General features: G+C 73.3%; 22 protein-coding genes. 9 read left to right on the top strand and 13 right to left on the bottom strand.

Annotation, left to right across the window (positions count from 1 at the left end):
- Window positions 1-70: 70 nt before the first annotated feature.
- The 3 genes from KBX43_RS08925 to KBX43_RS08915 are packed head-to-tail and all read left to right on the top strand — an operon-like array spanning window position 71 to window position 3,045.
- Window positions 71-580 (top strand): SigE family RNA polymerase sigma factor, encoded by a 510-nt coding sequence (locus KBX43_RS08925; protein WP_043327033.1) that lies wholly within the window; start codon window positions 71-73, stop codon window positions 578-580.
- Window positions 577-1,416 carry a hypothetical protein gene (locus KBX43_RS08920; protein ID WP_210884035.1) on the top strand — a complete coding sequence of 280 codons (840 nt, stop codon included), beginning with the start codon at window positions 577-579 and terminating at the stop codon, window positions 1,414-1,416. Before KBX43_RS08925 ends, KBX43_RS08920 begins: the two co-directional genes overlap by 4 nt.
- Before the next feature lie 36 nt (window positions 1,417-1,452).
- Complete coding sequence (locus tag KBX43_RS08915) at window positions 1,453-3,045, top strand: DUF4139 domain-containing protein (RefSeq protein ID WP_210884033.1); 1,593 nt, start codon at window positions 1,453-1,455, stop codon at window positions 3,043-3,045.
- Window positions 3,046-3,117: 72 nt separating this feature from the next.
- Here KBX43_RS08915 and KBX43_RS08910 read toward each other — a convergent pair whose 3' ends face one another.
- From KBX43_RS08910 to KBX43_RS31420, 10 genes are all read right to left on the bottom strand, one after another.
- Window positions 3,118-3,387 (bottom strand): GlsB/YeaQ/YmgE family stress response membrane protein, encoded by a 270-nt coding sequence (locus KBX43_RS08910; protein ID WP_043327037.1) that lies wholly within the window; start codon window positions 3,385-3,387, stop codon window positions 3,118-3,120.
- Between the two features lie 110 nt (window positions 3,388-3,497).
- On the bottom strand, window positions 3,498-4,424 hold the full coding sequence (locus KBX43_RS08905; protein ID WP_043327039.1) for an ion transporter: 927 nt from the start codon (window positions 4,422-4,424) through the stop codon (window positions 3,498-3,500).
- A 132-nt stretch (window positions 4,425-4,556) separates the two neighbouring features.
- Window positions 4,557-5,663, bottom strand: coding sequence for a magnesium and cobalt transport protein CorA (locus tag KBX43_RS08900; RefSeq protein WP_064448595.1), 1,107 nt, complete (start codon window positions 5,661-5,663; stop codon window positions 4,557-4,559).
- Between the two features lie 58 nt (window positions 5,664-5,721).
- Window positions 5,722-6,402 carry a response regulator gene (locus KBX43_RS08895; RefSeq protein ID WP_064448596.1) on the bottom strand — a complete coding sequence of 227 codons (681 nt, stop codon included), beginning with the start codon at window positions 6,400-6,402 and terminating at the stop codon, window positions 5,722-5,724.
- On the bottom strand, window positions 6,399-8,945 hold the full coding sequence (locus tag KBX43_RS08890; RefSeq protein WP_210884030.1) for a DUF4118 domain-containing protein: 2,547 nt from the start codon (window positions 8,943-8,945) through the stop codon (window positions 6,399-6,401). Before KBX43_RS08890 ends, KBX43_RS08895 begins: the two co-directional genes overlap by 4 nt.
- An 80-nt stretch (window positions 8,946-9,025) precedes the next feature.
- Entirely contained in the window at window positions 9,026-9,907 is an 882-nt protein-coding gene (locus KBX43_RS08885; protein ID WP_069087841.1) for a potassium-transporting ATPase subunit C, read from the bottom strand.
- Window positions 9,907-12,081 (bottom strand): potassium-transporting ATPase subunit KdpB, encoded by a 2,175-nt coding sequence (gene kdpB, locus KBX43_RS08880; RefSeq protein WP_069087840.1) that lies wholly within the window; start codon window positions 12,079-12,081, stop codon window positions 9,907-9,909. Before kdpB ends, KBX43_RS08885 begins: the two co-directional genes overlap by 1 nt.
- A gap of 20 nt (window positions 12,082-12,101) precedes the next feature.
- Entirely contained in the window at window positions 12,102-13,757 is a 1,656-nt protein-coding gene (gene kdpA / locus KBX43_RS08875) for a potassium-transporting ATPase subunit KdpA (RefSeq protein ID WP_043327048.1), read from the bottom strand.
- Window positions 13,757-13,846: a K(+)-transporting ATPase subunit F gene (kdpF, locus tag KBX43_RS08870; protein ID WP_036343797.1), complete on the bottom strand. Its 90-nt coding sequence runs from the start codon at window positions 13,844-13,846 to the stop codon at window positions 13,757-13,759. The genes kdpA and kdpF overlap by 1 nt, the downstream gene beginning before the upstream one ends.
- A gap of 184 nt (window positions 13,847-14,030) precedes the next feature.
- A complete protein-coding gene (locus tag KBX43_RS31420) occupies window positions 14,031-14,450 on the bottom strand; it encodes a hypothetical protein (RefSeq protein ID WP_223201253.1) in 420 nt (139 codons plus the stop codon).
- A 172-nt stretch (window positions 14,451-14,622) separates the two neighbouring features.
- On the opposite strand from KBX43_RS31420, the gene KBX43_RS08860 reads away from it, so the two are divergent.
- Window positions 14,623-14,874, top strand: a complete 252-nt coding sequence (locus KBX43_RS08860) for a hypothetical protein (protein ID WP_210884029.1) — start codon at window positions 14,623-14,625, stop codon at window positions 14,872-14,874.
- Window positions 14,875-14,886: 12 nt separating this feature from the next.
- Here the strand turns inward: KBX43_RS08860 and KBX43_RS08855 are convergent, their stop codons facing one another.
- The gene (locus KBX43_RS08855; RefSeq protein WP_030503492.1) at window positions 14,887-15,105 is read right to left on the bottom strand and encodes a hypothetical protein; all 219 of its coding nucleotides are present in this window, start codon (window positions 15,103-15,105) and stop codon (window positions 14,887-14,889) included.
- Between the two features lie 84 nt (window positions 15,106-15,189).
- Here KBX43_RS08855 and KBX43_RS08850 point away from each other — a divergent pair, with 84 nt between their 5' ends.
- Window positions 15,190-15,945, top strand: a complete 756-nt coding sequence (locus tag KBX43_RS08850; protein WP_113972132.1) for a cyclopropane-fatty-acyl-phospholipid synthase family protein — start codon at window positions 15,190-15,192, stop codon at window positions 15,943-15,945.
- A 38-nt stretch (window positions 15,946-15,983) separates the two neighbouring features.
- Window positions 15,984-16,409, top strand: a complete 426-nt coding sequence (locus KBX43_RS08845) for an ATP-binding protein (RefSeq protein WP_043327055.1) — start codon at window positions 15,984-15,986, stop codon at window positions 16,407-16,409.
- Window positions 16,410-16,424: 15 nt separating this feature from the next.
- Here KBX43_RS08845 and KBX43_RS08840 read toward each other — a convergent pair whose 3' ends face one another.
- Window positions 16,425-17,267: a DUF3152 domain-containing protein gene (locus tag KBX43_RS08840; protein ID WP_209959779.1), complete on the bottom strand. Its 843-nt coding sequence runs from the start codon at window positions 17,265-17,267 to the stop codon at window positions 16,425-16,427.
- A gap of 138 nt (window positions 17,268-17,405) precedes the next feature.
- On the opposite strand from KBX43_RS08840, the gene KBX43_RS08835 reads away from it, so the two are divergent.
- The 3 genes from KBX43_RS08835 to KBX43_RS08825 all read left to right on the top strand — a co-directional run bounded on the left by KBX43_RS08835 (window position 17,406) and on the right by KBX43_RS08825 (window position 20,305).
- Entirely contained in the window at window positions 17,406-18,596 is a 1,191-nt protein-coding gene (locus KBX43_RS08835) for a DUF2786 domain-containing protein (RefSeq protein WP_210884028.1), read from the top strand.
- A gap of 99 nt (window positions 18,597-18,695) precedes the next feature.
- The gene (locus tag KBX43_RS08830) at window positions 18,696-19,058 is read left to right on the top strand and encodes a YciI family protein (RefSeq protein WP_205796229.1); all 363 of its coding nucleotides are present in this window, start codon (window positions 18,696-18,698) and stop codon (window positions 19,056-19,058) included.
- Entirely contained in the window at window positions 19,055-20,305 is a 1,251-nt protein-coding gene (locus KBX43_RS08825) for an RNA polymerase sigma factor (RefSeq protein ID WP_187692286.1), read from the top strand. The genes KBX43_RS08830 and KBX43_RS08825 overlap by 4 nt, the downstream gene beginning before the upstream one ends.
- A gap of 64 nt (window positions 20,306-20,369) precedes the next feature.
- Here KBX43_RS08825 and KBX43_RS08820 read toward each other — a convergent pair whose 3' ends face one another.
- A complete protein-coding gene (locus tag KBX43_RS08820; RefSeq protein ID WP_043330702.1) occupies window positions 20,370-20,543 on the bottom strand; it encodes a CsbD family protein in 174 nt (57 codons plus the stop codon).
- Between the last annotated feature and the right edge of the window lie 55 nt (window positions 20,544-20,598).

Genomic DNA, 20,598 nt, shown 5'->3' with positions numbered 1-20,598 from the left:
TCCTCCGGGCTTCGAGCAACCCCGGGAGCCTCACCTGGCGTGACTATCCCGAATCTGATCGGAGGTCCGGATGAGTGATCGCGACACGGCGTTCGCGGAGTACTTCTCGGCGAGGCACCGCGCCATGCGCGCCACCGCGTATCTGCTCTGCGGTGACTGGCACCGCGCGGAGGACCTGGTCCAGACCGGGTTCACCAAGCTGTACCTGGTCTGGAACCGGGTCGACCGGCACGACGCGCTCGACTCCTACGTGCGCCAGATCATCGTCCGGTCCTTCCTCGACGAACGGCGGCGGGGCTGGTGGCGGCGGGAACGGGTGGGCACGCCCGACGCCGATCCACCGGCGCCCGCGAGTCCGTCCGAGGACCGGCTCGTGGTGCTCCAGGCGCTCGCCGCCGTACCGCCCCGGCAGCGCGCCGTCCTGGTCCTCCGCTACTGGGAGGACCTGCCGGTCGACGAGGTGGCGGCGCTGCTGAACTGCTCGCCGGGAACGGTGAAGAGCCAGTCCGCCCGGGGCCTGGACACGTTGCGCGGCCTCCTGTCACCCATGCACTCATCGAGCGAGAAGGGGCAACGATGAACGGAGACCAGCTGCGCGAGGCGCTTCGCGACGAGATGCTCGGCGTCGCCGCGCCGCCGCGACCGAGCACGGACGGCATGCTGCGCTCCGCCCGCCGGGCACGCAACCGGCGCCGGGTCATCCGGGCGTGTGCCGGATCGGCGACGGCGGTACTCGCCGTCGCGGGTGTCGTGGCCCTCGCCACCCCGGACGGCGGCGACCGGCGCCCGCCCGCCGCGCTGCCGCAGACCGCCCCGTCGCCGGACGACAGCGCCGAGCCGATGCCGACCGGGCCCGACGGCCTGCCCCAGGAGGACCGCACCGCGCGGGCGGGCACCCGGTACCACAAGGCCGTCCTGCTGCTCGACCAGCTCGTCACAGTGGTGCCCGCCGGCTACACCACTGAGAAGACCGTCTCCAGCAAGACCGGGAAGGAGACGCTGGGCACGCACGAGGCCAACTTCATCGGACGGGCCGACGGCGCCGAGCTGTGGAGCTACACGGCCTCGGTCGACGTGGCGAAGGGGACGTGGAGGGGACGCCTGCTCACCGAGGTGCACACACCGGGGAACCCGCTGCCGACCGAACCGTGTGGCCTGGCGCGCGCGTTCTGGGGCATGGGGGGCATGGGGGGCGAGTGCCAGCCGATGACCGTCGGCGACGCGACTGTGGGTGTGGTGGTTCGTCCCGGCGCGGACGACCGGTTCGACCAGTGGGCGGCCTACCGGCACCCCGACGGCATGGTGGTCTTCGTGGCGCAGGGCGCGTACAACAGGCAGACATCCGCGTCCCCGCTGCCGTTCACCGCGCGCGAACTGGCGACGCTCGCCGTCGACCAGCGGCTGCACCTTGGGTAGCCCCGAGGTGGGCGCGGCTGAACTACCCTCGCGCCCGTGAACACTGTGGAGATCGATGCGCCAGTCGTCGGTGTGACCGTCTACCCGGACCGCGCGCGGGTCACCCGCCGGGGTGGCCTCCGGCTCGCCGCAGGGGAACATCGGGTACGCGTCGCGCCGCTCCCGCTGGGCCTGCGGCGGGACTCGATCCGGGTGGGCGGTCACGGCCCGGCCACCGTGCTCGGTGTCGACGTGACCGCCCACCGGCAGGCCCGCAGCACCGACGCGCAGGTCGTCGAGCTGGAACGGCGGCGGCGGGAACTCGCCGACGAGGTGGCCGAGGTCGAGGACACGGACGCGATCGAGGCCCAGCGCGGCGAGTTCCTCACCCGGCTAGCCGAGCGCGCCGGCGGCACGTACGCCCGGGCCCTGGCCGCCGGCGACGCGGCCCCGGCCGACGTCGCGGCCTTCACCGAGTCGGTGTCCGGTCAGCTCGCCGAGTCCCGGGCCCGGCGGCGCGGGCTGGCCCGGCGGCGCACCGACCTGGCGGAGGAGCTGGCCGCCGTCGACCGCGAGCTGGCGGCGGCGCGCGGCAAGCGGACGCCGGACCGGCTGGCCGCCGAGGTGTCGGTCTCGGTGGACGCCGACGACGCCGAGGTGGAGCTGGAGCTGACCTACCTGGTGGACGGCGCCCGCTGGACCCCCTCCTACGACCTGCGGCTGGTCGGCGACACCATGACCGTCACCTGGTTCGGGCTGATCAGCCAGGGCACCGGGGAGGACTGGCCGGAGTGCGAACTCCTGCTCTCCACCGCCCGCCCGGCGGCGGCGAGCGGCGTACCCGAACTGTCGCCCTGGTATCTCGACCGGCTCCGCCCGCAGCCGCCGATGGCCGTGTCGGCCGCGTCGTTCGACGGGACGTTGCCACCCCCGGCGCCCGGCGCGGCGCCGCCGGCGGGCCGGGCCGGCGTGGCCCGATCGGCGGCGGTCCGGCCGGCCGTGCGGGAGAGCGTGGCCGAGGTCGAGCAGGGCGTCACGGCGGCGACCTACCGGCCCGCCCGGCCGGTGGCGGTGCCGGCCGACGGCAGCGCGCACCGGGTGACGGTCGCGGCGCTGGAGCTGCCGGCCCGGCTGGACCACGTCAGCGTGCCGGTACGTGCCGCCGAGGCGCACCTGCGGGCGACGGTACGCAACACGTCCGACCACACGCTGCTGCCCGGCCCGGCGTCGGTGTTCCACGGCGCGGACTTCGTCGCGGCGACGCGGTTGACCATGTGGGCGCCGGGCGAGGAGACCGAGCTGGCGCTGGGGGTAGACGACCGGGTACGGGTGGAGCGGAAGCTGCACCGGCGTACCGAGAGCAGGGCGACGCTCGGGTCGACGCGGCGGCGGGAGGTGGAGTACCAGATGACTGTCGCGAACCACACGCCCCGCCCGGCGACTGTCGAGGTGCGCGACCAGTTGCCGGTGTCCCGGGACGAGTCCGTGGTGGTACGCGAGACGACGCTGACGCCGCCGCCCGCCGAGCGTACGGAGCTGGGCGAGCTGACCTGGCGGCTGTCGCTCGCGCCGGGCGAGAGCGGCGAGATCGCGCTGGGCTTCCGGGTGGAGCTGGCCAAGGGCGTCGAGCTGACCGGCTGGCGGGAGTAGCCGCACGCAGGCGTTAGGAAGGGCCCCTTCTTATGCAGAATGCGTTAAGAAGGGGCCCTTCCTTCGGTCCGGTCAGACGCGGCGACGACCGTACAGGCCGGCGAAGATCGCGACGCCGATGGCCGCGAAGCCGACCTGGAGCGCCAGCTCGATCCAGTCGATGCCGGGAGTGTCGGCGACGCCGAACGCGCCGGCCACCAGGGTGCCGACGAGCGCGGCGACCACACCGATGAGCAGGGTCAGCCAGATCGGGATGTTCTGCTTGCCCGGCACCACCAGGCGCCCGAGCGCACCGATGACCAGGCCGATGATGAGCGCGGTGAAGAAGCCCGTGATCTCCACGAGAGGCGTCCCTTCCCTCGGATGTGTTGGCGCCTCGCTGGTTGCCCCGATCAACCGTCCGGCCAAACGTACGGTCCGATTTCGTCACAGAACTGTCATGACCGGGCCGGTCAGTGCTCCGAGTGCTGGCGGCGGCGCGGCGCACCGGGCGGCTCGTCCCGGTCGATGCGCAGTTCCCGCTCCAACTCGGCGATGACCATGCGCAGGTCGTCCAGGCGCTGACTGATCGCGATCCGGTCCACCTCGTCCGGTATCCCGTCGCCGTCTTCGTCGTAGTCCGGCGCCAGCCCCTCGGTCATCTCCAGCCGGCGCGCCTCCTCCATCGAGTTGACGATGACCGCGATGAGGATGTTCAGCAGCAGGTTGACCGCGATCATCACGAAGCTGACGTAGTAGAGAAGCGTCCACGGTGACACCTCAAGGCCCTGTTCCAGCAGGTCCGGCAGCGTCTCCAGGGACAGCAGCACGAACAGCGTGACGAGGGAACGGCCGATGTCGCCGTACTGCTCGGGGTAACGGTCGCCGAAGATCAGCCAGCCGGCCATGCCGTACACGTAGAGCGTGACGGCGGCGAGCGCGAGGAACCCGGCGACGCCGGGCAGGCTGCGCCACAGCGCCGTGACGATGGTCCGCAGGCCGGGCGAGAAGCGGACCAGCCGCAGCACCCGGGCGACCCGGATGAACCGCAGCACGCCCGAGTCGCCGTGCAGTCCCGGGATGAAGATGGCCGCGGTGACCAGCAGGTCGAAGACGTTCCAGCCGTGCCGGAAGAAGTCCTGCGGGCGGCGGCCGTACGCGAGGATCCGGATGGTGATCTCCACGACGAAGGCGGCCCGGAACATCAGCTCCGTCCACCGCAGCACCGGCCCGGCGGCGCCCAGGTTCGGGTACGTCTCGATACCCAGCACCACTCCGTTGGCCATGATGAGCACCACGATGGCCACCTCGAACGGCCGGGACGCGACGAGCCGGGCACAGTGGCCCGCCAGCCCTCGCCTCCCCGTGCTCGTCCGGCGACCGCCGCGCGGGGTCGGCACCGTGTCCCCGATCAGCGCCTACCTCCACGACACGAGGTCCGGGCAACGTACGGACGACGGGGGGTAGTCACCCGGACACTTTAGTGGATCACCGACGGCGCGCGGTCACGGCCGAGGCCCGGCCGGCCCGGCTCACAGCCAGCCGCGGCGCTTGAACAGCAGATAGAGCGCGCCGCAGACGGCGAGCATCAGGGCGAGCGCGAACAGATAGCCGTACCGCCAGCCCAGCTCCGGCATGTGCCCGAAGTTCATCCCGTACACGGTGCCGATCAGGGTCGGCGCGAACAGGATGGCGGCCCAGGCGGAGACCCGCTTGACCTCCTCGTTCTGCTCGAAGCTGGCGGCGGTCAGGCTGCGCATCTCCTCGTTCTGCGCCTGCGATAACAGCGTGGCGTTGACGGTGAGGATGTTCTGGAGCAGGTGCCGGAACCCGTCCACCCGCTCCACCACCTGGGTGAGGTGGTCGGCCACGTCGCGCAGCCGACGGCGCAGCTCCTCGTCCGTGCCGTACTTGTCGAACCCGTGTGCCAGCTCGTCCACCACCTTCAGCAGCGGGCGGGCGGCCCGCTGGAACTGGATCACCTCGCGGCTCAGCTCGTAGATGCGGCGGCTGGCGTTCGGGTCGCCGCCGAACACCTCGGTCTCGACCTCGTCGATGTCGTTCTCCAGCCCGGCCACCACCGGCGCGTAGCCGTCCACCACCCGGTCGAGCACGGCGTAGAGCACCGCTTCCGGGCCGAGCGCGAGCACGTTCGGCTCGGCCTCCAGCCGCCGTCGTACGCCGGCCAGGTCGGGCGTGCCGCCGTGCCGCACGGTGATCACGAATCCGGGCCCGAGGAACAGGTGCAGCTCGGCGAACTCGACCGCGTCCCGCTCGTCCAGGTAGCGGGCGGCGCGCAGCACCACGAACAGGGTGTCGCCGTAGCGTTCCAGCTTGGGGCGCTGATGGGCGTTGATCGCGTCCTCGACGGCCAGGTCGGGGAGCTGGAACTCGGCGGCGAGCGAGGCGATCTGCTCGCGGCCCGGCCGGAGCAGCCCGATCCAGGCCATCGCGTCGTCGAGCTGCTGCAGGCAGCGGTACGTGTCGGCGAGGCTGACCGGCGACGCCCGCCGTACCCCGCCGACGTAGACGCCGCTGTCGACCAGCCCGTCGGGGCGCTCCGGCTCCGCCGCGCCGGCGTCGATGGCGTGTTCGTCCAGTTGCCGGCCGAACCCCTCCGAGGACCGGTTGCCCGCCATGCCCCTCCCCCGCAGCCCGACCGGCTCGCCGAGTCCCCCGCCGAGGCGGTCGCAAACGTCAGGGGCGGTAGCGGTAGCCCATCCCCGGCTCGGTGATCAGGTGCCGGGGCCGGGCCGGATCGTCCTCCAGCTTGCGCCGCAACTGGGCCATGTACTGCCGCAGGTAGTTCGTCTCCTGGTGGTACTCCGGCCCCCACACGTCGTGCAGCAGCTGACGCTGGCTGACCAGCTTGCCCGGGTTGCGCAGCAGCTTCTCCAGCATCGCCCACTGGGTGGGGGTCAGCTTGACCTCGACGCCGTCGTCCCGGGTGACGGTCCGGTCGGCCAGGTCGACGGTGTTGCGGCCGATCCGCAGCGCTGGCACGGCGGGCGTGGCCGGGGCGAGCCGCCGGGTCACCGCCCGGATGCGGGCCAGCAGCTCGTCGACCCCGAACGGCTTGGTGACGTAGTCGTCGGCGCCCGCGTCGAGCGCGGCCACCTTGTCCTCGCTGCCGGCCCGGCCGGAGAGCACGATGATCGGCACGGTGGTCCAGCCGCGCAGGCCCCGGATCACCTCGGTGCCGTCCAGATCCGGCAGGCCCAGGTCGAGCACCACCAGGTCCGGCGGGTGCCCGGCGGCGGCCTTGAGCGCGGCGGCGCCGCTGCCTGCGACCTCCACGTCGTAGCCCCGGGCGCGCAGGTTGATCCGCAGGGCGCGCAGGATCTGCGGCTCGTCGTCGACGACCAGGATCCGGGTCATTCCTGCGGCCCTTCCGCGTGCGGGGCGGCCGGCAGCCGCAACACCATGGTGAGCCCGCCGCCGGGCGTGGTCTCCGGGGTGATGCTGCCACCCATCGCCTCGGCGAGGCCCCGGGACAGCGCCAGCCCGAGGCCGACGCCGGTCTGGTTGTCCCGGTCGCCGAGGCGCTGGAACGGCAGGAAGACGTGCTCCCACTGGTCCTCCGGGATGCCCGGCCCGGTGTCGATCACCCGCAGCTCGACCTGCCCGGCGTGCGCGCTGCCGGTGATCGTCGGCGGGCGGCCGGGCGGGCTGTGCCGCAGCGCGTTCGACACCACGTTTACGAGCACGCGCTCCAGCAGGCCCGGGTCGGCCAGCGCCGCCGGCAGGTCGGCCGGGATGTCCGTGGTCACCTCGGCCGCCGCCGGGCCCAGTTCGTCGAGGGCCCGGGGTACGGCGTCCTCCAGCCCGATCGCGGTGGTGGTGACGCCCAGCGCGCCGGCCTGCAGGCGGCTCATGTCGAGCAGGTTCGCCACCAGCCGGCCCAGCCGGTCCAGCGACTCGTCGGCGGTGGCCAGCAGTTCCTCCCGGTCGTCCGGGTCGAACTCGACGTCGTGGCTGCGCAGGCTGCTCACCGCGGCCTTGGCCGACGCCAGCGGCGTACGCAGGTCGTGGCTGACCGCCGCGAGCAGCGCGGTGCGCATCCGGTCGGCGGCGGCCAGCGGGCGGGCGGTGGCGGCCTCCTCGGCCAGCCGTTCCTGGCGCAGCGCGACGGCGGCCTGCGCGGCGAACGCCTCCACCACCCGGCGGTCGGCCGCCTCCAGCCGCCGGCCGGCGAGCACCACGCTGAGCCGGTCGTCGACCGGCACCACCGTCTCGCCCGCGCCCGGGCTACCGGGCGGCCGCTCGCCGACGCTCGCCACCACCCGCCAGGCGTCCGCGTCCCGGGCGCGCGCCGGGCGTCCGCCGGCCTCGTCGGTCAGCTCCAGCACGCTCACCGCCCGCAGCCCGAACGTCTCCCGCAGCCGGTCCAGCAGGGCGGGCAGCGGCCGCTCGCCGCGCAGCACGCTGCCCGCGACGGTGGCCAGGGTCTGCGCGTCGGCGGAGGCCCGGGCCGCCTCCCGGGTACGCCGGGCCGCCACGTCGACCACCCAGCTCACCGCGATGGCGACACCGACGAACACGCCGAGAGCGAGCAGGTTGTCCGCCTCGGCGATGGTCAGCGTCCGGTACGGCGGGGTGAAGAACCAGTTGAGCAGCAGCGAGCCGCCGAGCGCGGCGACCAGCGCCGGCCAGAGCCCGCCGACCAGCGCCACGCCCACCACACCGGCGAGGAACAGCAGGATGTCGTTTGTGAGCGTGAGGTCGGGCAGCGTCCGCAGCAGCAGCGTGAGCAGGGGCATGCCGAGCAATGCGAGCGCGTACCCGATCAGTCGCCGGCGTCGCGACAGCGCGGCGGGCACCGACGTGCCCCGGCGCCCGCGGCCCGCCTCGGGGTGGGTGACCAGATGCACGTCGATCGGGCCGGACAGCGCGGTGGTGGTCACCCCGACGCCCCGGGCGAACACCTGCGCGAACCGGCCCCGGCGGCTCGCGCCGAGCACGAGCTGGGTGGCGTTGACGCCCCGGGCGAAGTCCAGCAGTGACGCCGGGATGTCGGTGCCGAGCACCTGGTGGTACGTGCCGCCGAGGCTCTCCACCAGCACCCGCTGCCGGGCCAGCTGGGCCGGGTCGGCGCCGGCCAGCCCGTCGCTGCGGGCGACGTGCACGGCGAGCAGGTCGGCGCCCTTGCTGCGGGCGGCGATCCGGGCCGCCCGGCGGATCAGCGTCTCGCCCTCCGGGCCGCCGGTCAGCGCGACGACCACCCGTTCCCGCGCCTCCCAGGTGTCGGAGATGCCCTGCTGGGCCCGGTACGCGTCGAGCTGCTCGTCGACCTTGCCGGCCAGCCAGAGCAGCGCCAGCTCGCGCAGCGCGGTGAGGTTGCCGACCCGGAAGTAGTTGCCGAGCGCGGCGTCGATCTTGTCGGGCCGGTAGATGTTGCCGTGCGCCATCCGGCGGCGCAGCGCCTCCGGCGTCATGTCCACCAGCTCGACCTGCTCGGCGGCGCGGACCACCTGGTCCGGCACGGTCTCCCGCTGGGTGGTGCCGGTGATCTGCGCGACCACGTCGTTGAGCGACTCCAGGTGCTGCACGTTGACCGTGGACAGCACGCTGATGCCGGCGTCGAGCAGCTCCTGCACGTCCTGCCAGCGCTTCTCGTGCCGGGAGCCGGGCACGTTGGTGTGGGCCAGCTCGTCCACCACGACGACCTCGGGCCGCCGGGCCAGCACGGCGTCCAGGTCCATCTCGGTGAACTCGACGCCCCGGTACGTCATCGGGCGGCGCGGCACCACCTCCAGGTCGCCGATCATCTCGGCGGTGTGCCGGCGCCCGTGCGTCTCGACCAGGCCGATCACCACGTCGGTGCCGCGCTCGGCCCGGCGCTGGGCCTCCTCCAGCATCGCGTACGTCTTGCCGACGCCCGGGGCGGCCCCGAGATAGATCCGCAGTTCACCCCTGCCCACGCCCCCATCCTCCCTGAGTGCAAGGAAGGGCCCCCTGTTAACGCCTCGCGAGGTGAAGGGGGCCCTTCTTAACACTTCCGTCAGCGCGCCGGGAACGCCTCGTCCAGCGCGAGGTTGAGTTCCAGCACGTTCACCCCCGGCTCGCCCATGAAGCCCAGCGCCCGGCCGGTGGTGTGCTCGGCGACCAGCCGCCGTACCGCCGCCGGGTCCGCGCCGCGCTCCCGCGCCACCCGGGCCACCTGCCTCCGGGCGTACGCCGGGGAGATGTGCGGGTCGAGGCCGCTGCCGCTGGCGGTGACCGCGTCGGCCGGTACGGCGGGCCGGGCCGGGGCGTCCCCGCGGACCGGGGTGACGATGCCGCCCTCGGCCACGTAGTCGTGACCGGGCTGCGCCGCCTCCACCGGTACGCCCTGCCAGGTGGTGACGAACGGCGTCGCGGGCGCGGCCTGGTTGACGCTCACCACGCGGGTGATCCGGCCGGTGAGTCCGTCGGCGCGGAACACGGCGAGCACCGCGCCCACCCCGTCCGGCGTGCAGTACGGGCGCCGCCCGTCCACGCCGTCCAGTTCGCCGACCGCCTTGCTGCGGGCGCAGACCTGGGTGAGCAGGCTCGACGTGGAGTCGGCGGGGTCGGCGGAGAGCGTGTCCACCACGCTCTCCGGGCCGAGGTTGCCGGCCGCGGTGGCGGTCGGGTCGTAGCCGTCCCCGGCGGCCGACGGGCGGGACTGGAAGTAGCGCGGGATCGGGTTGCCGTCCGCGTCGGTGAACGACTGGCCGATCAGCGAGCTGCCGACGGTACGGCCGTCGACGGTGAGCAGTGACCCGTCGGCCCTGCCGTCGAGGCCTGGGAGCCGGCCGGCGGCGACCAGGGCGAGCGGGTAGAGCAGGCCGAGCAGCACGGTGAAGACGAGCACCGCGCGCAGGGCGGCCAGGTGCTGGGAGAGCCAACTGGGAAGGCGCATCACGAGATCCCCGGGACGAACTGGACGAGCAGGTCGATGAGCTTGATGCCGACGAACGGCACCACGATGCCGCCGAGGCCGTAGAGCCACAGGTTGCGGCGCAGCAGCGCGGACGCGCTGGCCGGGCGGTACCGCACACCGCGCAGGGCCAGCGGGATCAGCGCCACGATGACTATCGCGTTGAAGACGACGGCGGAGAGGATCGCCGACTCGGGGCTGGCCAGCCGCATGATGTTCAGCCGGTCCAGCGACGGGTAGATGCCGGCGAACATGGCCGGGATGATCGCGAAGTACTTCGCGATGTCGTTGGCGATGCTGAACGTCGTCAGCGCGCCCCGGGTGATCAGCAACTGCTTGCCGATCTCTACGATCTCGATCAGCTTGGTCGGGTCGGAGTCGAGGTCGACCATGTTGCCGGCCTCCTTCGCCGCCGACGTGCCGGTGTTCATGGCCACGCCGACGTCCGCCTGGGCCAGCGCGGGCGCGTCGTTCGTGCCGTCGCCGGTCATCGCGACCAGCCGGCCGCCCTCCTGCTCCTTCTTGATCAGGGCGAGCTTGTCCTCCGGCGTGGCCTCGGCGAGGAAGTCGTCCACGCCCGCCTCGTCGGCGATCGCCTTCGCGGTACGCGGGTTGTCGCCGGTGATCATCACGGTGCGGATGCCCATCCGGCGCATCTCGTCGAAGCGCTCCCGCATGCCGGCCTTCACCACGTCCTTGAGGTGGATGACGCCGAGCGCCCGGGCCGGTTCGCCCGCCACGTGCTCGGCCACCACCAGCGGCGTACCGCCGGTGCCGCTGATCGCGTCGACCAGCTCACCGACCTGTTCGGTCGGGTGGCCGCCGTTGTCGCGTACCCACTTCATCACCGCGGCGGCGGCGCCCTTGCGGACGTGCCGGACGCCGCCGCCGGCGTCGAGGTCGACGCCGCTCATCCGGGTCTGCGCGGTGAACGGCACGAACGTGGCGTGCGGGATGAGGCCGGGCTCGCGCTCGCGCAGCCCGTACCCGTTCTTCGCGAGCACCACCACCGAGCGGCCCTCGGGGGTCTCGTCGGCCAGGCTGGACAGCTGCGCCGCGTCGGCGAGCGTGGCCGCGTCGACCCCGGTCACCGGCAGGAACTCGGCGGCCTGCCGGTTGCCGAGCGTGATCGTGCCGGTCTTGTCCAGCAGCAGCGTGTTGACGTCGCCCGCCGCCTCGACCGCCCGGCCGCTCATCGCCAGCACGTTGCGCTGCACGAGCCGGTCCATGCCGGCGATGCCGATAGCGGACAGCAGCGCGCCGATGGTGGTCGGGATGAGACAGACCAGCAGCGACACGAGGACGACGCCGGTGACGCCGGAGTCGGTGATCGCCGCGGTGTCCGGCGCGGCGGCCTGGTAACCCTTCGCGAAGATCGCCATGGGCTGGAGCGTGACGACGGCGAGCAGGAAGACGATCGTCAGCGCGGCCAGCAGGATGTTCAGCGCGATCTCGTTCGGCGTCTTCTGCCGGTTGGCGCCCTCGACCAGCGCGATCATCCGGTCGATGAAGCTCTCGCCGGGCTTCTGGGTGATCCGCACGACGATCCGGTCGGAGAGCACCCGGGTGCCGCCGGTGACCGCGCTGCGGTCGCCGCCGGACTCCCGGATCACCGGGGCGGACTCGCCGGTGATCGCCGACTCGTCGACGCTGGCGATGCCCTCCACCACGTCGCCGTCACCGGGAATGACCTGCCCGGCCTCGACCAGGACGACGTCACCCTGGCGCAGTTGCGGCGCGGGCACCGCCTCGTCCCGGAACGCGTTCGCGGCGGCGCCGGGAGTCCAGCCGACCAGGCGGGTGGCGACGGTGTCCTGCTTGGCCCGGCGCAGCGTGTCGGCCTGCGCCTTGCCACGCCCCTCGGCGACCGCCTCGGCCAGGTTCGCGAAGATCACCGTGAGCCAGAGCCAGACCGTGATCGCCACAGCGAACACCGACGGGTCGGTCACCGCGAGCACAGTGGTGAACAGCGCGCCGATCTCCACGATCAGCATCACCGGGTTGCGCCACAGCGTGCGCGGGTCGAGCTTGCGCAGCGCGTCCGGCAGCGACGCGATCAGCTGGCGAGGGTCGAGCAGCCCGCCGCCGACCCGGTCGTCGCGGCGCCCCGGCGTACCTGCCACCGGCGCTTCGACGGTCTGCACAGGTGCTGTCATGTCCTTGTCTCTCATGGTGGTCACAGCCCTTCGGCCAGCGGGCCGAGCGCGAGCGCGGGAAGGAAGGTGAGCGCGACGAGGACCACCGTGACGCCGACGACCATGCCGACGAACAGCGGCCGGTGGGTCGGCAGGGTGCCCTCGGAGGCGGGTGTGGGTTGCTGGCGGGCCAGCGAGCCGGCCAGCGCGAGCACGAAGATGATCGGCAGGAACCGGCCGAGCAGCATGCAGAGCCCGAGCGCGGTGTTCCACCACGGCGTGTTAACGGTGATGCCGGCGAACGCGGAGCCGTTGTTGTTGCTGGCCGAGGTGAACGCGTAGAGCACTTCGGACAGCCCGTGCGGCCCGACGTTCAGCGCTGTCGAGGCGTTGCCGGTGGCGAACGCTGCGGCGGTGCCGGTGAGCACCAGCGCCGGGGTGATCAGGAAGTACATCGAGGCGAACTTGATCTCGCGCGAGCCGATCTTCTTGCCCAGGTACTCCGGGGTGCGCCCGACCATCAGCCCGGCCACGAACACCGTGATCACCGCGAGGATCAGCAGCCCGTACAGGCCCGCGCCGACGCCGCCGGGCGCGACCTCGCCGAGCATCATGTTGCCCAGCGTCATCATGCCGCCCAGCGCGGTGTACGAGTCGTGGAACGAGTTGACGGCGCCGGTCGAGGTGAGCGTGGTGGCCGCCGCGAACGTGGCCGAATTCGACACGTCGAAGCGCACCTCCTTGCCCTCCATCGCCGCGCCGACCGCCTGCGGCACCGTGCCGTCGCCGGTCAGCTCGAAGACGTTGGTCAACGTGATGCTGGCGAGCGCCAGGATCGCCATCACGGCGACGATCGCGTAGCCCTGCCGCTTCTGCCCCACCATCCGGCCGAAGACCCGGGGCAGGCTGAACGGGATCACCAGGATCAGGAAGATCTCCAGCCAGTTCGTCCACGCGGTCGGGTTCTCGAACGGGTGGGCGCTGTTGACGTTGTAGAAGCCGCCGCCGTTGGTGCCCAGCTCCTTGATGACCTCCTGGCTCGCCACCGGTCCGCCGGTGACGGTCTGGGCGCCGCCGGTCAGCGTGGTCACGTCGGTGCCGCCGGAGAGGTTCTGCACCACGCCGCCGAGCATCAGCGCGAGCGCGCCGAGCACCGCGATCGGCAGCAGGATCCGCAGCGTGACCCGGGTCAGGTCGACCCAGAAGTTGCCCAGCTCGCCGGTGCGGCTACGGGCGAAGCCCCGGACCAGCGCCACCGCCACGGCGATGCCGACGGCGGCCGAGACGAAGTTCTGCACCGCCAGCCCGGCCATCTGGACCAGGTGGCCCATCGTCGACTCACCCGAGTACCACTGCCAGTTCGTGTTGGTCACGAACGACACAGCGGTGTTCCAGGCGCCGTGCGGCACCACCGGGTCGAAGCCCAGCGAGAGCCACAGGTGGTTCTGCAGCCGCTGGAACGCGTACAGGAACAGCAGGGAGACGGCCGAGAAGGCCAGCACCGAGCGGGCGTACACGCCCCAGGTCTGCTCGGCGGCCGGGTCGACCCCGACCAAGCGGTAGATCCCCCGCTCGACCCGGGACGACCGGGTTCCGGCCACCACGCGGTACATGTGGTCGCCGAACGGCCGGTGCACGGCGACCAGCGCCACCACCAGCGACAGGACGAAGAGCACGCCGGCTGTGGTCATGCTCATCAGAAGCGCTCCGGGAACAGCAGGGCGACGACCAGGAACACGCCCAACCCGATCGCCAGCACCAGCCCGACGGCGTTGACGGCGCTCACAGCTTCTCCACGCCCCTCACCACGAGGGCGAGAGCCGCGAACAGCCCCACCGTCAGCAACACGAACAGCACGTCAGACACGGCTGATCTCTCCTAGCGGAAGATGTCCTCGCGACCGCCTCCCGGCCGCGCCGGGCAATCACAACGCCGTATCCGCCGGACCGACAGGGGTCTTGACGCGACCATCACGCGCGACGGCGGTTTCTTGACGCGCTTTTCACGCCGCCTCCGTGGGCGGTGATCCGGGTCACCGGACGGGCCTCGGCCCCGATCGACCGGAGGTGCCGGTAGCCGGTGCCGAGCACCGCGGCGAACCCGATCGGCACGGCCTGGGACCAGGCGTCACCCGGGCCGGTCAGCTCGCCGTAGCGGTGGGCGAGGAACCCGACGAAGACCGCCGCACCCAGCGCGGCCACCGCCGCGACCGCGCGCAGATCGGCCACCACAGCGGCGTACGCCCCGACGACGCCCGCCATCACCAGGACCCGCCCGGGCCGCTCGTCGGGTGTGAACACCCCGGCCGCCACCAGCGCCGCGCCGACCACCACGACGGCGCCGGCGGCCACCCGGAATCCGGTGCACCCGTCCGCCCGTTCTCGTCCCATGTCCGCCTCCCGCGTCGGTACGTCCCTCGCGGGCCATACCAGCCGGGCCGGGTGGGCACGGTCGACGGCTTTGACGGATCCGGTACGGGCGGGCCGGGACTTTTCACGCCGCCTTCACGGACCGCCCGGCGCGGGGACCGTGACGGGCCGGTCCGCCGCCTACGCTGGCCCGGTGACCACCGAACTGACAGAGCTGTCGGACGAGCTGGGCGCCGACCTGATCGTCCGGACCGCCACCGGTTACCGGCTGGCGCTCACCGACGCGCAGGTGGACGTGAAGGCGGTGCTGCGGGTGCTCGACGACTGCGAGCAGGGTGGTGCGAGGCGTCGCGGAGCCCGTGACGGCCGACGGGATCAGCGCGGTTTCACGACGGTTTCACGCCGCCGGGCCACCCGTCGATCGCGCGGTGCACGGGCCTCGTGACTGAGCGCGCGGTCAGCGGGGCATCGCCCGCCAGCCGGAGCCGCTCGCCCGCCACGCCCCGGCGAGGATGCTCGCCGAGCCGCGGCTCGGGCACTGCTGGATGCGGGACCGGCCGCTGGCCCCACCGATCTGCGCCTGGACCTGCCACTGGCTTCCGTCGGTGCGGATGTAGACGTCGCGCCGTCCGCGAGGGTTGCTGACGCCGTTCCACCAGTGTTCCTCGACCACCATGCCGTGACCGTACCGCAGGAGACCCGGAGCAGCACAGACGCAAATTGGTTGCCACCGCCGGCCGTACGGCGGGACGCTCCCCGGATGACAGCACCGGACCTGCCGCGCCAGTTCACCATCCGCGAGGGCGACCTGCGGATCCTCAACCCGTTCGACGACGTCAAGCTGGCCACGCTGGGCCGCGCGATCCGGCTGCGCCCCGGTGACGAGCTGCTCGATCTGTGCAGCGGGAAGGGCGAGCTGCTCTGCACCTGGGCCCGCGACCACGGGATCACCGGCACCGGCGTCGACATCAGCAGCGCCTTCACCGCCGCCGCCCGGGAACGCGCCGCCGGACTCGGCGTCACCGACCGGGTACGTTTCGTGCACGGCGACGCGGCTGCGTACTCGCCGGAGCGGCCGGTCGACGTGGCCGCCTGCGTCGGCGCCACCTGGATCGGCGACGGGGTGCCGGGCACGCTGGAGCTGCTCGGCCGGGCGCTGCGGCCGGGCGGCATGGCGCTCGTCGGGGAGCCCTACTGGCGGCGTGACCCGCCGGACGAGGAGGCCGTCACCGGGTCGCACGCCCGGTCCCGGGACGAGTTCCAGGATCTGCCCGGTCTGGTCCGGCTCTTCGGCGAGTGCGGCTGGGACCTGGTCGAGATGGTCCTCGCCGACCAGGACAGCTGGGACCGGTACGCCGCCGCGCACTGGCTGAACCTGCGTCGCTGGCTGGACGCCAATCCGGACGACGAACTGGCCCCGGAGCTGCGCCGGGAGCTGACCGAGGACCCGCTGCGATACGTCCGTTTCCAGCGCGAGTACCTGGGGTGGGGAGTGTTCGCGCTGCTGCGCCGGTGAGCTGCTTAACGAACGGCTACGCAGGGTAAAGACAGATCATGGGACAGTTGCGCACCTCGCCTCCACCGCCGGAGGCCACTGAGCTGGAGCAATGGGTGCTGGACAGTCCCGAGGATCTACGCGGTCTGCGCGCCTCGCTGCGGGACGCGCTGAACCGGCACGGGCTGGTGCAGGGCGAGGACCTGGACGAAGTCCCGCACCTGGTCGTGCTGGTCGCCACCGAGCTGGCCAGCAACGCGCTGCGGCACGGACGGCCGCCGACCATCGTCACGCTGCTCGCCACCGACGACCGGTTCCTGCTGGACGTCGCCGACCACGACGTCAGCTCGGTGCCGGAGCTGACCGACATCAGCCCGACCGACTCGGGCGGGCGCGGACTGTTCCTCGCCCAGTCGGTCTCGCTCGACGTCGGCTGGTACGCCACCGACGCCACCAAGAACATCTGGGCCGCGTTCTCCCGCTGACGGCCCGCCGCCGGTTCAGCGGTCGCCGGCCGGGACGGGGTCGTCGTACTGGCCGGGCGGTCCGGTCAACGGTTCGGCGCCCACGATCGGCCACGGGTTCGGCGTGCACCCGTGCAGCCCGAGCGTCTGCTGCACCATCACCGGCGCCGGACCGCCGGCCCGGGGGCACAGCTCGTGTCCCCGGCCCAGCCGGTGGCCGACCTCGTGGTTGAGCAGGTACTCCCGGTAGCGGGAGAGGTCGGCCACGTGCGGCACCCCGTACACCCAGCGGGCCACGTTGATCACCACCCGGTCGCCGTTGCGGCAGGACGTGTAGCTGTCGCTCGGGTCGCCGCAGAGCCGCCCCCGGGTCACCGGCGTGGTGAGCAGCACGGTGAAGTCGGCGCGGTCGTCGCGGCCCACCCGTTGCAGCCGCCACCGGCCGTCGCCGGTCCAGCCCCGCCGGTCGGCGAGCGTCGCCGCGACCTCACTGGCGAAGCGTTCCACGTCCACGTTGCGGATACCGTCCTCGACGGCGACCCGGTAGCGCAGCAGTTCGCCGGAGCGCCCGGCCACCGCGCCGACCGTGTCGGCGGTGCGGAAGGTGCCGCCGCCCCGGGTCGGGTAGACGATGCCGGGTACCACCCGCCCGGCCGCCGGAACCGGCGTCGGCACCGTCGTCGGCGCGGGACGCGCGTCCGGCGGGGTCGGTGCCGCCGCCTGCACGGTCCGCCGCACGTCCACGCGGTCCAGCAGGTCCGGGTGCCGGGCGGCGTACCCGCCGGCGGCGAGCGCGGCCCCGACCAGTACCACCGCCAGGATGCGCAGTGATCGCGGCCTCCGCCGTCGCCGGTGCAGCCCTCGGTCGTACCCGCCCACGTCGATCTCCGTCCGTCGCCCCCACGCGCTCGGGCAGGAGTACGGACGGCAGCCCCGGACGGTTGAACGGACCGGCCGGGTACCGTCGGTGCCGGGGTGAGCGAGAGGCCGCCTGCCGGAGTTCAGGGAGAGCCACCCGTGTCACCAGCCGACCGACTGCTCGACGACGCCGTCGCGACGGCGCGCGGCACCGACGTACGCGCCGCCGAGCGGGCCCTCGACGGGCTGGTGGTGGCCGACGGCGCGGCGGTGGACGCGGCGCTGCTGGCCCGGCTGACCCGGGACGTGGGCCGGCTCTGGCCACGCGGCTGGCAGCCCGCCGACCTGGACCGGCTCGCCACCCGGCGGCTGACCCCGCGCGGTGCCCGCCTGCTGCGCGACGCCATGGCCGCACAGCGGCGCACGCTGCCCGCGCCGGTCCCGGAGTGGTTCGACGCACAGCTCACCGACCTGGGCGCGACCTGGGACGGCGACGCGGGCTGGCTGGACCGGCGCGCCGACGGCGACCGGATCACCACGTTGCGCGACGCGGTGGACGCGATCGTCCTGGTGGCGGGGCTGCCGCCGATCGCGGCGCTGCGGCCGCCGCCCGGCTCGGCGGGCACCGCACTCGCCGCCGCGACGCCGAGCGGCTCCCGGATGCTCGACCGGGTACGCGCGCTGCTCGCCAAGGCCGAGTCGACCGCCTACCCGGCCGAGGCGGAGGCGTTCACCGCCAAGGCGCAGGAGCTGATGGCCCGGCACAGCATCGACGCGGCGCTGCTCGACGCCGCCGCCGAGCGCTCCGGCGGTCCGGGCGGCGTCCGGATCGGGGTCGACGCCCCGTACGCGGCGGCGAAGGCGCTGCTGGTCCAGGAGGTGGCGGCGGCGAACCGGTGCGAGTCGGTCTGGTCCGACGACCTGGGCTTCGCCACAGTGCTCGGCTTCCCGGCCGACCTGGCGGCGGTGGAGTTGCTGCACACCTCGCTGCTGGTGCAGGCCACCGCCGCGATGCTGCGCGGACGGCGCGAGCGCGGAAAGGCAGGCGGGCGGCGCACCAAGGGCTACGACGAGTCGTTCCTCAACGCGTTCGCGCTGCGGATCGGCGACCGGCTGCGGGAGGCCAGCGCGGCGGCGGCCGGACAGAGCGACGACGACCGCCTGCTGCCGGTGCTCGCGGCCCGCTCGGACGCCGTCCGGGAGCGGGTCGACCAGCTCTTTCCCGGCACCACGCGGCACCGGCTCCAGGTGCGCGACGAACAGGGCTGGGTCTCCGGCACCAGCGCCGCCGACCGCGCCTCGCTCGATCCGGGCCGCCCGGCACGCCGCCCGGTGCGCGGTTCTCGCTGACTTCCTGGCCGATGATGTCGGTTCGGGCGGACCGGCTCCGACCCGTCTGCGAGGCGCCACCGACGGTGGCCCGAACCCGAGGAGTGCACGGTGAAGTACATGCTGCTGATCTGGAACCGGCCCGGCTTCGTGGAGGAGCTGTCCGAGGCGGAACGCAACGCGATCTTCGGCGAGGTCGACGAGATCATGAAGGAGCTGTCCGAGTCCGGTGAGCTGGTCGGCGGTGAGGCGCTGGCGCACCCGTCGCAGGCCCGTACGGCCCGTCCGGCCGCCGGTGGCGGCACCGAGATCACCGACGGGCCGTTCGTGGAGAGCAAGGAGCAGTTCGCGGGTTACCTGACCGTCGACTGCGAGACACCGGAGCGGGCTGCCGAGATCGCCGCGCGCTGGCCGGACGTGCGGCACGGTTTCGGCGTGCTGGAGGTGCGCGCGGTGATGGAGCAGGCCGGGACGGAGATGTGACCTCACCTGCGGTCGAGGACCTGCTGCGCACGCTCGCGCCGCAGGTCCTCGGCGTGCTCGTGCGCCGGCACGGCCAGTTCTACGCCTGCGAGGACGCGGTCCAGGAGGCGCTGCTGGCTGCCGCCGTCCAGTGGCCGGAGCAGGGCCTGCCGGACCATCCCCGAGCGTGGCTGGTCACCGTCGCCACCCGCCGGCTCACCGACGAGTGGCGCGGTGAGCACGCCCGCCGGGCACGCGAGGTCGCGGTGGCGGTCCGGCAGCCCGCGTACGCGACTGTCGCGCCGCCCGCCGACGAGGAGCCGCCCGGCGGGGACGACACGCTGAAGCTGCTGTTCCTCTGCTGTCATCCGGCGCTGCCGGTCAGCGCGCAGGTGGCGCTCACGCTGCGTGCGGTGGGCGGGTTGAGCACCGCCGAGATCGCCCGCGCGTACCTGGTGCCGGAGGCGACCATGAGCCAGCGGATCCGGCGCGCGAAGCAGCGGATCGAGGCGGCCGGCGCGCGTTTCACGCTGCCCTCGCCGGCCGACCGGGACGAGCGGCTGGGCGCGGTGCTGCGCGTGCTCTACCTGGTCTTCAACGAGGGGTACGCGGCGTCGAGCGGCGAGGCGCTGCACCGGGCGGAGCTGACCGCCGAGGCGATCCGGCTGGCCCGGGAGCTGCGCCGGCTGCTCCCGGACGACGGCGAGGTGGCCGGGCTGCTGGCGCTGATGCTGCTCACCGACGCGCACCGGGCGGCGCGTACCGGGCCGGACGGCGAGCTGGTGCCGCTGGCCGAGCAGGACCGCGGCCGGTGGGACCGGGCTGCGATCGAGGAGGGGGTGGCGCTGGTGACCGAGGCGCTGACCTGGTCGTCGCCGGGCCCGTACCAGGTGCAGGCGGCCATCGCGGCGGTGCACGCGGAGGCGCCCACCGCCGGGACCACCGACTGGCCGCAGATCGTCTCGCTCTACCGGGTGCTGGCCCACCTCGCGCCGAACCCGATGGTCACGCTGAACCAGGCGGTCGCGGTGGCCATGGTGGACGGCCCGCGCGCCGGGCTCGCGCTGCTGGAGCCGCTCGACGCCGACGGCCGGACCGCCGGCCACCACCGGCTCACCGCTGTCCGCGCGCATCTGCTCGACCTGGCCGGGGACCGGGCGGACGCGCGGGCCGCGTACCTGGCCGCCGCCCGGGCCACCACGAGCCTGCCGGAACGGCGGTACCTGCAGGCCCGCGCCGCCCGCCTGGCCGGTGACGGGCCGCGCTGATCCGCGCCCGGACAGCACGCCGGGCCGGCCCGTGGGCCGACCCGGTGGGTGTGCGTCGCGTACGTCAGCTCTTGAAGGCGTCCTTGATCTTCTCGGCGGCCTGCTTGAGCTTGGCGCCGGCCTGGTCGTTGCGGCCCTCGGCCTCCAGGCGCTCGTTGTCCGTGGCGCGGCCGACGCCCTCCTTGACCTTGCCGGAGACGTCCTGCGACGTGTTGTCGATCTTGTCGTCGAGACCCATGATGACCTCCACTGATGCGATTGCCTGACGACAACTGGTTACCCCGTCGACCGCC

Source organism: Micromonospora sp. C41 (assembly GCF_018070485.1).
Classification (GTDB): domain Bacteria; phylum Actinomycetota; class Actinomycetes; order Mycobacteriales; family Micromonosporaceae; genus Micromonospora; species Micromonospora chalcea.
Note: the sequence above shows the minus strand (reverse complement) of the source record. Positions and strands in the feature narration are given on the sequence as shown.

What these genes read in the sequence shown, in the direction of transcription:
- KBX43_RS08895 (WP_064448596.1), bottom strand. Translation starts at nt 6,402, where the DNA reads ATGACCCGGATCCTGGTCGTCGACGACGAGCCGCAGATCCTGCGCGCC.
- KBX43_RS08920 (WP_210884035.1), top strand. Translation starts at nt 577, where the DNA reads ATGAACGGAGACCAGCTGCGCGAGGCGCTTCGCGACGAGATGCTCGGC.
- kdpB (WP_069087840.1), bottom strand. Translation starts at nt 12,081, where the DNA reads ATGACAGCACCTGTGCAGACCGTCGAAGCGCCGGTGGCAGGTACGCCG.
- KBX43_RS08885 (WP_069087841.1), bottom strand. Translation starts at nt 9,907, where the DNA reads ATGCGCCTTCCCAGTTGGCTCTCCCAGCACCTGGCCGCCCTGCGCGCG.
- KBX43_RS08855 (WP_030503492.1), bottom strand. Translation starts at nt 15,105, where the DNA reads ATGGTGGTCGAGGAACACTGGTGGAACGGCGTCAGCAACCCTCGCGGA.
- KBX43_RS08900 (WP_064448595.1), bottom strand. Translation starts at nt 5,663, where the DNA reads ATGGCGGGCAACCGGTCCTCGGAGGGGTTCGGCCGGCAACTGGACGAA.
- KBX43_RS08845 (WP_043327055.1), top strand. Translation starts at nt 15,984, where the DNA reads ATGGGACAGTTGCGCACCTCGCCTCCACCGCCGGAGGCCACTGAGCTG.
- KBX43_RS08925 (WP_043327033.1), top strand. Translation starts at nt 71, where the DNA reads ATGAGTGATCGCGACACGGCGTTCGCGGAGTACTTCTCGGCGAGGCAC.
- kdpA (WP_043327048.1), bottom strand. Translation starts at nt 13,757, where the DNA reads ATGAGCATGACCACAGCCGGCGTGCTCTTCGTCCTGTCGCTGGTGGTG.
- KBX43_RS31420 (WP_223201253.1), bottom strand. Translation starts at nt 14,450, where the DNA reads ATGGGACGAGAACGGGCGGACGGGTGCACCGGATTCCGGGTGGCCGCC.
- KBX43_RS08850 (WP_113972132.1), top strand. Translation starts at nt 15,190, where the DNA reads ATGACAGCACCGGACCTGCCGCGCCAGTTCACCATCCGCGAGGGCGAC.
- KBX43_RS08830 (WP_205796229.1), top strand. Translation starts at nt 18,696, where the DNA reads ATGCTGCTGATCTGGAACCGGCCCGGCTTCGTGGAGGAGCTGTCCGAG.
- KBX43_RS08820 (WP_043330702.1), bottom strand. Translation starts at nt 20,543, where the DNA reads ATGGGTCTCGACGACAAGATCGACAACACGTCGCAGGACGTCTCCGGC.